The sequence below is a fragment of the Streptomyces sp. NBC_00464 genome (assembly GCF_036013915.1).
Taxonomy (GTDB): domain Bacteria; phylum Actinomycetota; class Actinomycetes; order Streptomycetales; family Streptomycetaceae; genus Streptomyces.
In genome coordinates this window covers 700,345-713,624 of record NZ_CP107899.1, presented here as the reverse complement: position 1 = coordinate 713,624, position 13,280 = coordinate 700,345, and the positions used below count along the sequence as shown (strand labels likewise).

Here is a 13,280-nt window from a genome sequence, read left to right as displayed (position 1 = left end):
CGATGAGCGAGCCGATCAACGCCGAGATTCGGTCCAGCGTCGGGACGGGGTCCAGCGTCGGGACGCAGTCCACCGGCGGGACGCGGTCCAGCGCCGAGGTGCTGCCCACCGCCGGTGCACCGGCTGCTTATCCGGTGCAGGGCCCGGTGCAGGGCCCGACGGCCGGATCTGCCTTGCCGGAAGGCGCGGTGGCCCCGGTGCAGGGCCCGGCCGCCGGGCCTGGCACGCCGGAAGCCGCGGTGGCGGCGCTCGCGGCGACCGGCCCCGGGGTGCCGTTCCTGATCGGGGTGCGCCACCACGCGCCCTCGCTGGCGGCCGCCCTCCCGGCACTGCTGGACGCGGCGGCCCCGGACGTCCTCCTCGTCGAACTGCCTGCAGAGTTCCAGCCCTGGCTGGGCTGGCTCGCCCACGAGGAGACCGAGGCCCCGGTGGCGCTGGCCGCCGTGCCCGCCGACGGCCCCGTGCCCGGCCCGGCAGGCGAACGGGGGCCGGCCTTCTACCCGTTCGCGGACTTCTCGCCCGAACTGGTCGCTCTGCGCTGGGCGGCCAGAAACGGGGTCCCGGCCGTGGCCTGCGATCTTCCGCTGGCCGACCGGGCGTGGGCGGGTGGCGGTCCGGACACCCCCACCTCCGCCCCCGTCCCGGGCGCCGACGCCGCGCTCATGCCGGGGGAGGGGCACGGGCTGTCCGCCGCGCTCCGGTCCCGGCTCACCGGCCGGGACGGCGACGACCTGTGGGACCGGCTGGTGGAGGCCCTCGCGCCCGGTTCGACACCCGAGGCGCTCCGCCGCGCCGCCCTGCTCACCGGCTGGGCGCTGCGCCATGAGGCCGAGGCGCGGGGCGGGGTGGACCGCACGGACCTGGTGCGGGAGGCATGGATGCGCGGACAAGTCGCGGAGGCCCTGGCGAGCGGGCGGCGGCCCGCCGTGGTGGTGGGAGCCTTCCACACCCCGGCGCTGCTGCCGTCCGCGGTCGGAGGCCCCGCACCGGACACCCGGGACAGGCCCGCCGCCGCGCCCGAACCGGACGCGGACGACCACGTGAACGGCGCTGCCGGGGCGGCGGCGTGCACGGTCTCCCTGGTCCCGTACACGTACCCGCTGCTCGACTCACGGTCCGGCTACCCGGCCGGCATCCGGGACCCGGAGTGGCAGCACACCGTCCTGGACGCCGCCGGGGACCCGGCCGCGCTGCACGAGGCGCTGATCCGCACCGCGGTCCGCGTCTGCGCCGCCCTGCGCGAACAGGGCCACCCCTACGGCCCGGCGGACGGCCGGGAGATCGTCCGGGTGGCCGGTGACCTGGCCCGCCTGCGCGACCTGCCCGCCCCCGGTCGCGGTGAACTCCTGGAAGCCGTGCAGACGGTGCTGGGGCGCGGCGAGACCTACGGCACGGGCCGCGCGGTCGCCCGGGCCCTCGAACGCGTACTCGTCGGTGTCCGCACCGGACGGCCCACGCCCGCCGCACCGCGCAGCGGACTGGGTCCCGCCGTCGAGGCCGAGACCGCCGCGCTCTCCCTCCCCGGCCCGGAGGACGTGCACGAGAAGACACCGCGCGACCTCCGGCTCGACCCGGCACGCTCCACCCTGGACCGGCGCCGCGAACTGCTGCTGCGCCGGCTGACGGTGTGCGGCATCCCTTACGCGCAGGAGCAGGGGGTGACCGGTGCGGCGGGCACGGAAGGACTCACGACGCGCTGGCAGGTGCGGTGGACCCCGGCGACGGCCGCGATGCTCACCGCGGCCGGGGCCCGTGGCGTCACCCCGGCCCAGGCGGCCGAGGGCCTGCTGCGGCAACGGCACGCGGCCGAGCGCGCGGAGGACGGCCCGACGGCTGCCCAGGTCGTCCGAGGCCTCACGGAGGCCGCCGAGTGCGGGCTCCCCGCCCTGGCCGACGAACGGCTGACGGAACTGGCGGTCGTACTTCCCGCGAGCGGCACCCTTCCCGAACTCCTCGCCGGACTCGACCTGCTGGATCGTATCGACGCCGGCCACCTGCCGGGCCTGGCCGCGCCGGACGACCCCGCGGCCCCGGACGCCACCGGCACCGCCGCCGCTATCGCCACCAACTCCGCCTCCACCCGTGCCACCCGCACCACGCACGCGGCCGAACTCCTGACCTCGGCCGCGGTCCGCCAGGTCGACGGCCTGACCGGCTCAGAGGAGCCCGAGGACGCCCGGGCGCTGCTCGAACTGGCCCAGCGGGCCGACCGGATGGGCGGCATCCGGCTCACCGCCGCCCTCGCGCGGCTGGCCGCCGACGGCACCCCGTTGATCGCCGCGGCCGCCGGAGCAGTCAGGGTGCTCACGGGTCACGAAGAGGCCGAGACCTTCGGAGGGCGCGTCGCCTCCTGGGTGGACGGAGCCGGGGACAGCACCTCCCGGGCGGCACTCACCGCCCGCCTCACCGGCGTTCTGACCGTGGCGGGCCCGCTCCTGACTGTCGGCATCGGCGCCCTGGACCCGTTGCTGCACCGGGTCGTCGAGCTGGACGACACCGCGTTCCTGGCCCGGCTGCCGGCCCTGCGCGGTGGCTTCGACACCCTGAGCCCGGCCGCCCGGGACCGTCTGCTGGACACCGTCGAGGAGCGGCTGGGCGAACGGGTGGGCACCCTCGACGCGGACGATCCGGCCGAGCTGGCCCGCCGTACGTCCGCCGACCTCGCGGCCCGCAAGCTCCTGACCGGCCTCGGCCTGCCTGTCCCGCCACCCGGGCACGACGACCGGTTCCCACCGTTGTCGGACCACTCCGCAGCACCACGCCCCGCCGTCACACCCGCCACCGAGGCCGCACCCGTACACGCCACCGCACCCTCCACCGCACCCTCCACGGAGGCCACCACCGATGCCACCCCCGCGCGGACCCTCGCGCCGGCCGACCGGTGGCGGCTCGTGCTCGGCCGGCGGCCCGACCAACTGCCGCCCGGCGCCGCCCGGCTGGCGACCGCTCTCGACGAGCTCTACGGCGCGGGCCACGGCGAGGGATCACGCGGCGGCCTGCCCGGCCCCGGTCACGGTGGCGGCGGCCGGGAGCCGTCGTTCCCCGGAGTCCGCGAGTGGTCCGAGGAACTGGCCGCGCTGTTCGGCCCCGGCATCCGCGAGGAGGTCCTCGCCGCCGCAGCCGTGACAGGCCGGCAGGACGTCCTCGCCGAACTCGACCCGGCGGCCACCACCCCCTCCGTGGAATTGCTCCGGACGATCCTGCGGTACGCCGGCGGCTTCCCCGAAGCCCGCCTCGCGGCGCTGCGGCCCCTGGTCCGTCACCTGGTCGACGAACTGACCCGGCAGCTCGCCACCCGGCTGCGACCCGCCCTCACCGGCACGATGCTGGCCCGGCCCACCCGCCGCCCCGGCGGCCGGCTGGACCCGCCGCGCACGCTGCGCGCCAACCTGGCCACCGCCCGCCGCACGGCCGACGGAACGGTCCAGGTGATCCCCGAGAAGCCGGTGTTCCGCAGTCGCGGCCGCCGGTCGGCCGACTGGCGCCTGATCCTGGTCACCGACGTCTCCGGATCCATGGAGGCGTCCACGATCTGGTCCGCGCTGACCGCCTCCGTGCTCGCCGGGGTGCCGACGCTGAGTACCCATTTCCTGGCCTTCTCCACGGAGGTCGTCGACCTCACCGGCCATGTGCACGATCCCCTCTCCCTCCTGCTGGAGGTGAGCGTGGGCGGGGGCACGCACATCGCCGCCGGGCTGCGGCACGCCCGCAGCCTGATCGCGGTGCCCACCCGCACCCTTGTCGTCGTCATCAGCGACTTCGAGGAGGGCGCGCCGCTCGGCGGACTGCTGGCCGAGGTGCGGGCGCTGGTGAACACCGGCTGTCACGTCCTCGGGTGCGCGAGTCTCGACGACGCCGGCCGGCCCCGCTACTCGACGGGCGTCGCCGGGCAGCTCGTGGCCGCCGGCATGCCCGTGGCGGCCCTCAGCCCACTCGAACTGGCCCGCTGGATAGGGGAGAAGACCGCATGACCGCCGCCCAGTTGCCACCCGTCGCGCCGGAGGTCACGGCCACGCTGGTGGAGGACCTCTCACCCCGGCTGCGCAAGCGGCTGGACGCGATGGTCACCAAGCTCGGCACCCGCCCGACGCACCGCGACGGGGACACGGTGACGATCGCGGTCGACGACGAGAGCGAGTTGCGTCTGCACGCCCCGGGCGGCGTGGTGGCGACGGCGGACGCCATCACGTGCGGTTGCCTCCTCGCCCCGGCCTGCGTCCACCGGGCGGCCGCCGCCTGCGCCGCCCCCATGGCGGACCCGGCGCCGGACCACACCGACCGGTCCACCCCGGTGGCCCCCGAACCCGCCCCCGCAACGGCCCCCGAACCCGACTCCGCAACGGCCCCCGCCCCGGCCCCGGCCTCCCCGCCAGAGGTCGCGAGCCCGGCCCAGCGTGCCGCGGCGGACGCCCTGTGGTCGGCGGCCGCCGCCGTGCTGGAGGCCGGCGTAGACGGGGCAGGCGCCGTCACCCAGTCCGTCCTCCTGCGTGCCGCGCACACTGCCCGGATCCGGCACCTGCCACGCGCCGCGGGCGCCGCACTGTCCGTCGTCACGCTGCTGCGGGCGGCCCGCGCCGGGGGCCCGTCGTACCGCACCGCCGACCTCGTCACGGCCCTGGCCGAACTCCTGGGCACCGCACACCGAGTGGGCATGACGTCCGGGGCGGAGCTGGCGGAAGTCAGAGGCCGCGCGCGCCGCCCGTACAGCCCGGACGGCTCGCTGCGCCTGTACGGCCTGTTCACCGAACCCGTGGTCACCGATTCGGGGCACGGCGGCGTCCGCACCTGGGTCGCCGGATCGGACGGCCGCCTCTGCACGGTCGGCGACGTGGCACCCGGCGGCGTCGGGCGCGCCCTGGGCGTGGCCGACCGGGCCGTGCGCCTGGGGGACAGCGCGCTCACCCACCGGGAGCTGGGCCGGGCCGGCCTGGCGGTCGTGGGGGCGACGGTCTCGCCGGACGGCAGACTGGGCGCCGGCAAGGGCGTCAAGGCCGTCTCCGCCCGGGGCGTGGCGTGGACGGAACTGCCGCTCGCCGCTCTGTGGGAGACGCCGCCGTCCGAACAGGCCGCTCGCGCGCTGCGGTCCACCTCCCGCTACGCGAACCCGGACGGCGGTGGCAGCGACCTGCTCTTCCTGGACGTCGAACTCATCGGTGCAGTACGGGAGTCGGGCGGGGTCTGCCTTCTCGCGCTGTGCGAGGGAGGCATTCCCGTCCGGCTCGCCGTCGCGGACGACGATCCCGCGCTTGCCCACCGCGACAACCTGATGCTGCTGGCCACAGTGCCGGGGACACGGCTGAGGATCATCGGCCGCCTGGTGCCCGCCCCGCACCCCCGGCTCACCCTTCTCGCCTGCTCGCACCCCACCGGCGAGGGCACGATCGACCTCGGCTTCGACCGCCTGCGCCGCGCCGACCTCCCGGTCCCGCCTGCCCCGGTCCGCCTTGCCCCGTCCCAGCCCGGAGGGGACGGCGCGCACTCGCCCCTCCACCTCCTGGAGCGCCGGGTCGAACAGGCGGTTACGGCGGGCCGCGCCGCCCTCGGCATGCTCGGCGACGTCACCGCCGAGACCCGCCGCATCCATCGCGCTGGCCTCCCCACGGCCGCGGGTCTCCTCACCGCGCTGTGCGCCTCGGCGTCCCAACGCGATCGCGACCTCTTCGGCCGCCTCCTCCCTGCCGACACCGACGGCTTCGCCACCTACTGGCTCACCGCCGCCCGATATGCGGCCGCTGTGGCCGATTCCCTGTGCGCGTCAGCCTGGGAACCGACACAGGAGGGCCCGGCCGCGGCGCCATCCGTCCCGGACCAGGAGCAAGGACGGGCCGTGGCGCGAACCGCTCAGTAGCAGCGGGTACAGGTCCGGTTCCCGCCCTGTCCGTCGCACTTCTCGACAACGTGGAGGAAACGCACAAGCTTCAAAGCGGCGCACTCCTGCATGCGTTGATTGAGCGGCAGGGACCTCGGGAACGCACGCGTCGTGTGAGCTGCCAACCGCGCACGGGCCGTCGTCGCGGAGCGCCGAGGGGGCGGGCGAGAATGGTTGGGGTGCCGGGTGGTCTGCCCGCCGAAGTAGGGGAGGCGCTGCTCGTGAACGCCGCAACTGCGCGGTGCGCTTTCGTATGCGCGCCAGACGCTGACCACTTCTGCGCGCCAGACGCTGGCCACTTCGCTTCGCCCACTGTCTCTGCCGAGACCTGCATCACGCGTCCACAAACTCCCGGGCAGTACACCTAGGGCACGAAGACCAGGCGTTCACTGGTCTTCTCGGACCATGCCTGCGCGATCCGGGCCAGCGGCACGGCGCGGGCCTGGACGTCAACGGCACCCTCGGTCACGGCTTTCGCCAACTCGGGCAGTTCGGCGATGATGTCGCGGGCAGGGACGGAGCCGATGCCGCTGCCCACGATCTTCAGCTGTGCCGACCGCAGAGCCGAGGAAGGGATCGGGGCGGCCGGGCCGGCCATGGAGCCGATCTGGACCCAGGTCAGCGGGGCGGAGCGGTCGGCACGGGCGGTGAGCATCGGAAGCATCGCGCCGGCGGCGGGTTCGCCCCACACGAAGTCGAGGACGACGTCGACGTCGGCTGCGGCGGCGATGTCGTCGAAGGTGAGGGCCTGGTCCGCGCCGAGGGCGGGCAGTTCCCTGAGCCGGGTGGCGTCGCGGCCGGCGGCGAAGACCTGGGCGGCGCCGAACCGCTTGGCGATCTGGATGGCCATGCGTCCGGCGCTGCCAGTGGCGCCGAGGATGAGAACGCGCTGCCCTTCGTGAAAGGTGATGCGGCGGCGCAGAGCGACCCAGGAGGACATGCCCGGGTTCATCGCGGCGGCGATCCGGACCGGATCCACGTCGTCCGGCAGAACAATGCTTCGGCGCGAGTCGATCACGGTGCGCTCGGCGAAGGTGCCGAGGTTCGTGTCGTCCAGGGCCGCGTAACGCAGGCGGCCCGAAGCGTCGCGCACGACGCCGTCCGTGCCGGGGACCAGCGGGAAGACGCCGGAGGCGGAGTAGTGGCTGCCGTCCGCCTTGGACCGGGTCAGGTGGTGCAGGCCCGCCGCGAGGACGTCCACGACGATGTCGTGCTCGCCCCGGGCCTCGGGTTCGGGATGCTCGCCGTACACGGGCGGAGCGTCGTACGCCGTGATGATCGCAGCACGCATGAGGAACTCCCACAGGGTTGGTTTGTATTGCCAATCACTATGAGAGTTATTGGTAATGCAAACAATGTCAAGTAGGGTCGTGTGCATGGCTCCCGACGACTCCACGGACGCCCTGGTCGACGGCCTGGTCCGCAGTGCCTTCCAGATCATGGGTGTGCTCACCCGCCTCGGCGCCGAGCACGACCTGTCCCTCACGCAGCTGCGCGTGCTCGGCATCTTGCGCGACCGAAGCCCCCGCATGAGCGACCTTGCGGCCTTCCTGGGGCTGGACAAGTCGACCATGTCCGGCCTCATCGCCCGCGCCGAACGGCGCGGCCTGCTGACCCGCGGTTCCAGTCCCGAGGACAAGCGCGCCGTCGTCGTCCTGATCACCGACGAGGGGCGCGCCCTCGCCCAGCGCCTGTACGAGGAAGGCAAGGCCCTCCTCGCGCCGGCCACCGGCCGACTCGGTCCCGAGCAGCGCGAACAGCTCGCTCAGCTGCTGGAGCCGCTCCTCTCCCCGCCCCTGTCGGCACCGGCCCGTCCCGAGCGCCCGGTGCGCGGCATGCCCTGAGCCGTGGCACCCAGGTCCCCGGCCTGCGAAGCCCTGCTCCCGAGTCCTGGACCGGCCCCTGACGGACGGGGTGATGCACAGGCGCAACCGCTGACGGCAGACGCGGAAGTGCCGTAGCCGGCCGCCAGGTCGCCCGCGGCGCGGGAGAACGTTCCCCTCACGTGCGCCGTACAGGTGCTGCACAGCCGGATGTCCTGCCGCCCCCTCGGGCAGCAGGACATCCGGCCATCCGACCCACTATCAGGGGCAGGGGATCACGACGCAGGGGATCAGGACGCCGAACACGGGGCCGTCGCCGAGGGCGTGCCCGCCGCGTCCGACGTACTCGCGACGAAGCCGAACGTGGTGCTCGCCCCCGGCGTCAGCGTGCCGTTCCACCCGGCGTCGCGCACCGTCGTCCCGGTCAGTGCGCCGTTCCAGACCTGGGTGAGTCGGCTGCCCGCCGGGAGTGCGAGGGTCACCGCCCACGAAGAGATCGCCGCCGTGGACGAGGTGTTGGTGACCGTCACCTCACCCTGGTAGCCCCCCTGCCACGCCGACACCGCCCGGAAGGCCGCCGAGCAGCCGCCGCTCCCGGGTTCCCCCGGCTCCCCGGGGTCCCCCGGGGTGAGCAGGGCCGACAGTGCGGGGTACCAACGGGCCGCCATCTTGGCGTCGCCGGAGGCGTTGGGGTGGACGCCGTCGTAGGTGTCGGTGGCCGTGTCGAAGCCCGTCCACTGGTCGACGACGGATACCGGCGACTGCGCGGTGGTGATGCCCTGGGCCCAGGCCGGAATGCGCTGGTTGAAGGCGACCGTACGAGCGGCGCACTCGGCGCAGCTGCTCGGGTTGATGGGGATGAGCTGGGCGACCAGCACCTTCATCGCCGGGTTGGCGGCCCTCATCTGGCCGACCAGCTTGGTGTACGCGGCAAGGATGGTGTCCGGAGCGATGCTGCTCCAGACGTCGTTGGTGCCGAAGTGCATCACAACGATGTCCGGCGCGGTCGCCGCCAGCCATCCGGGCAGCAGGTTCTGGTCTGCGGTGGTGGTGGCCAGGAAGCCGCCGTGGCCTTCGTTGTCGGCGTCGTGCGTGAGGGCGCAGCTCTGGGCGTTCAGAGTGCCGACGAAGTCGATGTCGGTGTAACCGGCGTTCTGCAGTTGGTCCCAGAGGAGGGAGCGCCAGCAGCCCGGGGAGCCGGTGATGGAGTCGCCGAGCGGCATGATCCGTACCGGGGCCGCGGCGGCGGCCGCGGCGGGTGGGGCGCCGGTCAGGCCGAAGCCGACGGCTAAGGCGAACAGGGCGGCCAGGCAAGCGGTGAGGAGGGGGTGGCGTCTGCTGCGCACGGGTGTCCTTTCCGAAGGGGGCGGAAGCGGGAGTGCGGTACGCATGCATGGGAGCGCTCCCATGCATTGCGGCGTTCATCAAGCCACGATTGGCGGTGACACGTCAATATCCTGGACGGGTTCGGACTGGGCGCAGGGGTGCTGCGTGCGGGGGCGGCGGAACAGGCGTTGCCGACCTGCGGCAACGCCTGTTCGTCTCTTGGGTGATGGTGGGCGGTGACACTATGGGGCGGCCTCATGCGCCCGTAGTCGCACGGGGCCGCCCGGGCGCTTCAGTTGAGTCGTGCCTCAGCGAAAAGCGGCGATGTTGCGGGCGACCCAGTCGTCGAAACGGCGCGGAGCGCGACCGAGGACTCGTTCCACGTCCGAGCTGATCCGCAGTTCGGCGGGGTTCGGGGCGGAGATGATGTCCAGGGTGTCGTCGGCGAGCTCCGGTGGCACGAACCGGGTCATCGCGGTCTTGGCCTCCTCGCGGGTGAGTTCGTGGAACCGCACCGGCGAGCCGAGCGCGGCGGCGATGGCCTCCGCCTGCTGACGGGGCGTGATCACCTCGGGCCCGGTGAGTTCGCAGATTCCGCCGGTGTGCCGGTCGTCCAGCAGGCAGGCCGCCGCGACCTCCGCAATGTCCGCCGGGTCGACGACCGGAACCCCGACATCGCCGAAGGGTGCGGCGACCGTCCCTTGCGTGCGGACGGACTCCGCCCACGCAAAGGCGTTGGAGGCGAAGCCGCCCGGTCGTAGCGCGGCCCATTCCAGGCCGGACTCTCTCAACGCGTCCTCCACTGCGCGCATCACGATCCGCGAGGGGCCGAGCGGCCTGGTCGCCACGCCCTGCGAAGACAGCAGGACCACTCGGCGGACCCCGCTGGCAGCGGCCAGATCGATCATGTCGGTCGGCCTGGCTTCGGGGGCGTGCAGGTCGCCGGACAGCAGGAGGAACAGCGCCTTCGCCCCGTCCAAAGCGGGGGTGAGGCCCTGCGGCTCGGCCAAGTCGGCCGACACGTGCCGGACCCCGGCCGGCATTGCCGCCGCGTGCCGTGACACCGCCGTCACCTGCTCGCCCGCGTTGGCCAGGGCCTGCGTCAAAGGACGGCCCACATTCCCGGTAGCTCCGGTCACCACGATCATGTTCAGCTCCTAGTCCGTTGTGCACTACGGAAATTGACGCTAGGAGGCAGGCTTACTTTTCGTAAGAACATACCCAGAGGTAAGCTCCGGACATGAGGGAAGGTGCGCAGCTGACGCAGGCCGAGGCGGGCAATCGGTATGAGGTGTTTCACACCGACTGCCCTGCGCGGGACGTGGTCGACCACGTGACCAGCAGGTGGGGCATCTGGGTGCTGATCTCCTTGCGGAGCAACGACCTTCGGTTTTTCGAGCTGCGCGACAGCATCCAGGGCATCAGCGAGAAGATGCTCGCTCAGACACTGCGCGCGCTGGTCCGGGACGATCTGGTCTGGCGGAAGGTCGAGCCGACGACGCCACCCCAAGTCACCTACGGACTTACTGAGTTCGGCCAGGACGTCGGTGCGCCGTTGACGGACTTGTTCGACCGGATCACGCAGCGGCTCGCAGCCGGCGGGGCGTCCGCCACGGAGTGGCTGAGCGCAACAGGTCAAGCGAAGCAGCTGACCGCCCCAGGCCCTCAACAGCTTCGTCGTCCCGACGACGAACACTGAGCCCAATCCAACTCACGCTGACGCGTGAGGGGGGACGAGTGCGGCCTGGAAGATTGCGTTGATGCAGCTGGGGCTGGGACTGCAGCGGAACTTGCGAAGGAGCGGCCGGCTCTTCAGGACCTCGGCCCGGGTTGGCATTCTGCTGATCGCCTTCGAGTACGGGATCGAACCGCGCGCGGATTCCGCCGACGTACCGGCACCTGGCGGTGTCGTGGCCGGTGGCCATATGGGGATCCTGGCTCCGGTCCTGATCCCGACGCCCGGCTTCGAGGCCAGGACCTGCGAAAGAGGTGTTCCTGCAGTTCGTCGATTCACCCGGCCAATTGCTTGCGCCGGTCAAGGACGGCCGTCAGCGAGGCGGCCACGCCAGGAACGATCAGCGCGGCCAGCTCGGTGCCAGGCACCACCACGGTCTGCTCGTCCAGGCCGGGGCATCCGTGGCCGGCGGACTTGGCGGGATGAATAACACGGGCTGTTGGTTGAGTGGCTGAGCTCGTCCTGATCCTGCCGTGGGGCCAGTTGATACGACCGGCGTATACGCGGGTGAGGTTCGGCTGTACCTGGGCCGAGGGCCTTGTCCCCCCGCGAACCGGCGGGGATCATGACCGGGTGCAGCACCGAGAGGGACTCCAGGAACTGCTCGTACGGGCCGGACTCGCGGTCGTCGAGGATGTGCGCCCAACCAGCCTGTTCCCGCCGGAGGCCGCCTGGCGAATCGCACGGGGGATCGCGGCTCCGGACGGCGCCACCCGAGAATCGCTCAACGCCACATGGTGGCGCCGCCTTCCCGATGACGACGGTGAGTTCCTGGTGGCTGTCCTGGGACATCGGATCGGCGGCAACGACTCTTGGTGGACCCGGGTCCGCTACCTCGCCGGCCGGGTGCCGGGGCTGACCGGCGACCCCGGGTTTGTGGCACTCTCCCTCGACGGCCAGGTGCTGCTGGGGGAGGTGCCCATCGATGGCGGGCTCCGGGTGACGGCTCTCGACCGCCTGCCGGAGCGGCTGGAGGAGGCCGCCACGGCCGCCGGGCGCGAGACGGAGGCTGAGCGTGCTGAGGTATGGGCGGCGGTGCCCAACCGGCCTGCCTGGCCTCTGCACTGGGCGGAGGGGATCGGGGCCAATCCGGTCGCGCCGGACGAATTGCTGATCCGGCTGCTGGACGTGGACGAGGGGTTCCTGCACGGCTGCGACCGGCCCGCCGTGCTTGACGCCGCCGTAGCGCATCCCGATCCGCGGGTACGTTCGAGGCCGGCCGACACCTTCCGGCCCAAGCTCACGTCCGATCAGTGGGTACGCCTGGTCCGCGCCGAACCGTCGCCGAAGCGGCGCGTGCTCTGGGCGGAGCACGCGTGCGCCTGGGGCGCCGAGCTTCCCGCAGACCTGTACGACGACCTCCTCGCGGGGCCGTCCCGCGCCGAGGCCGCTGAACTCCCCGGGCTCCCCGCACACCACCTCCCCGGCCTCGCGGCCGACGCCGACGCCCGGGTGCGGACGGCAGCCTGCGCCCGGTGGGAGGACCTCACCGCGCCGCTGCAGAAGCGGCTGCTGACCGACACCGACAACGCGGTGCGAACGGCGGCGCTGCTCGCCCACCACACCGGCACCCCCATGCCCCGCAAGGTCTTTGCCGCGCTGCCCGCCCAAGGGGAAGCACTCGAACGCTGCCGTCTCGAGCCCGAGTTGGAGGCGGAGCTGGTCCGGGACAGTGATGCGGGGATACGCCGGGCGCTGGCCGCCAACCCGGGCCTGAGCGTGCACGGCATCGCCGTCCTGGCAGAGGATCGGTGCGACGACATCCGCTCCACGGTGGCGCTGCGCCCCGACCTCACCGAAGAGCAACGCGCCTTGGTGCGCTACGACTTCGAACCGACGTCGGCGTCGCGCACCCTGCTCTGGGTCGCGGACCTGCACGGCGACACCGACGCGATGCGCCGTCTGGCCGCATCGTCCCATCCGCTCATTCGCCGCAGCGTGGCCCGCTCCCGGTATCTCCCACCGGACGTCGTGAAGCGGCTGGCGGGGGACGAGGATCGGGTGGTCCGCTTGTTCCTCGCCGAATCATGCGACGACACGCCGGCTGACCTGCTGCTGGAGGTCTGGCGCTGGTGGGACGGCAGTCTCAGCCACCCGGACCGGCCTCGCAGCCACCCCAACTTCCCTCGTGCCGGCCTGCTGTGTCACGCCGACGATCCCAGCGGGCGGATGCGCCGCCTGGCCCTGGACGATCCGGAGTCCACGCCGGCCGACGTCGCGCGCCTGGCCCGCGACCCCGAAGCCGAGGTGCGCTGCCGCGCGGCCGAGGACCCTCGGCTGTCACCGGCCGACGCAGTGCGGCTGCTGAACGATCCGGCGGCCCACGTCCGGGGGACCGCGGTGCGCAATCCGCGGCTGCCGGCCCGCGTTCTGGCCGGGCTTCTGCACAACCGCGACACGGCAGGCACGGCGGTCACCAACCCGGCGATACCGGTCCCCGTCCTGTACCGCATTCTGGCCGCGGCCACGGCTGCCGTGGTGGCCCAACGCTGAACACTGACACCTCGCAAGAACGGAGGGCGGACAC

At 73.2% G+C, this 13,280-nt stretch carries 8 protein-coding genes; 5 read left to right on the top strand and 3 right to left on the bottom strand.

What is annotated here, in order from left to right:
- The first annotated feature begins 2 nt into the window (after positions 1-2).
- On the top strand, positions 3-3,971 hold the full coding sequence (locus OG912_RS03135; protein ID WP_327708053.1) for a vWA domain-containing protein: 3,969 nt from the start codon (positions 3-5) through the stop codon (positions 3,969-3,971).
- Positions 3,968-5,848, top strand: coding sequence for a hypothetical protein (locus OG912_RS03130; RefSeq protein ID WP_327708052.1), 1,881 nt, complete (start codon positions 3,968-3,970; stop codon positions 5,846-5,848). Before OG912_RS03135 ends, OG912_RS03130 begins: the two co-directional genes overlap by 4 nt.
- Positions 5,849-6,233: 385 nt before the next feature.
- Here OG912_RS03130 and OG912_RS03125 read toward each other — a convergent pair whose 3' ends face one another.
- Complete coding sequence (locus tag OG912_RS03125) at positions 6,234-7,160, bottom strand: zinc-binding alcohol dehydrogenase family protein (protein WP_327708051.1); 927 nt, start codon at positions 7,158-7,160, stop codon at positions 6,234-6,236.
- An 85-nt stretch (positions 7,161-7,245) separates the two neighbouring features.
- Between OG912_RS03125 and OG912_RS03120 the strand changes: the two genes are divergently transcribed.
- Positions 7,246-7,713, top strand: a complete 468-nt coding sequence (locus tag OG912_RS03120) for a MarR family winged helix-turn-helix transcriptional regulator (protein ID WP_327708050.1) — start codon at positions 7,246-7,248, stop codon at positions 7,711-7,713.
- A gap of 269 nt (positions 7,714-7,982) precedes the next feature.
- On the opposite strand, the gene OG912_RS03115 is transcribed toward OG912_RS03120, so the two are convergent.
- A complete protein-coding gene (locus OG912_RS03115; protein WP_327708049.1) occupies positions 7,983-9,038 on the bottom strand; it encodes a GDSL-type esterase/lipase family protein in 1,056 nt (351 codons plus the stop codon).
- Between the two features lie 288 nt (positions 9,039-9,326).
- Positions 9,327-10,166, bottom strand: a complete 840-nt coding sequence (locus tag OG912_RS03110; protein ID WP_327708048.1) for an SDR family oxidoreductase — start codon at positions 10,164-10,166, stop codon at positions 9,327-9,329.
- A 92-nt stretch (positions 10,167-10,258) separates the two neighbouring features.
- On the opposite strand from OG912_RS03110, the gene OG912_RS03105 reads away from it, so the two are divergent.
- Both OG912_RS03105 and OG912_RS03095 read left to right on the top strand, forming a co-directional pair.
- Complete coding sequence (locus tag OG912_RS03105; RefSeq protein WP_327708047.1) at positions 10,259-10,717, top strand: winged helix-turn-helix transcriptional regulator; 459 nt, start codon at positions 10,259-10,261, stop codon at positions 10,715-10,717.
- Between the two features lie 609 nt (positions 10,718-11,326).
- Entirely contained in the window at positions 11,327-13,246 is a 1,920-nt protein-coding gene (locus OG912_RS03095; RefSeq protein ID WP_327708046.1) for a hypothetical protein, read from the top strand.
- Positions 13,247-13,280: the final 34 nt, after the last annotated feature.

What these genes read in the sequence shown, in the direction of transcription:
- OG912_RS03105 (WP_327708047.1), top strand. Translation starts at nt 10,259, where the DNA reads ATGAGGGAAGGTGCGCAGCTGACGCAGGCCGAGGCGGGCAATCGGTAT.
- OG912_RS03120 (WP_327708050.1), top strand. Translation starts at nt 7,246, where the DNA reads ATGGCTCCCGACGACTCCACGGACGCCCTGGTCGACGGCCTGGTCCGC.
- OG912_RS03125 (WP_327708051.1), bottom strand. Translation starts at nt 7,160, where the DNA reads ATGCGTGCTGCGATCATCACGGCGTACGACGCTCCGCCCGTGTACGGC.
- OG912_RS03135 (WP_327708053.1), top strand. Translation starts at nt 3, where the DNA reads ATGAGCGAGCCGATCAACGCCGAGATTCGGTCCAGCGTCGGGACGGGG.
- OG912_RS03110 (WP_327708048.1), bottom strand. Translation starts at nt 10,166, where the DNA reads ATGATCGTGGTGACCGGAGCTACCGGGAATGTGGGCCGTCCTTTGACG.
- OG912_RS03130 (WP_327708052.1), top strand. Translation starts at nt 3,968, where the DNA reads ATGACCGCCGCCCAGTTGCCACCCGTCGCGCCGGAGGTCACGGCCACG.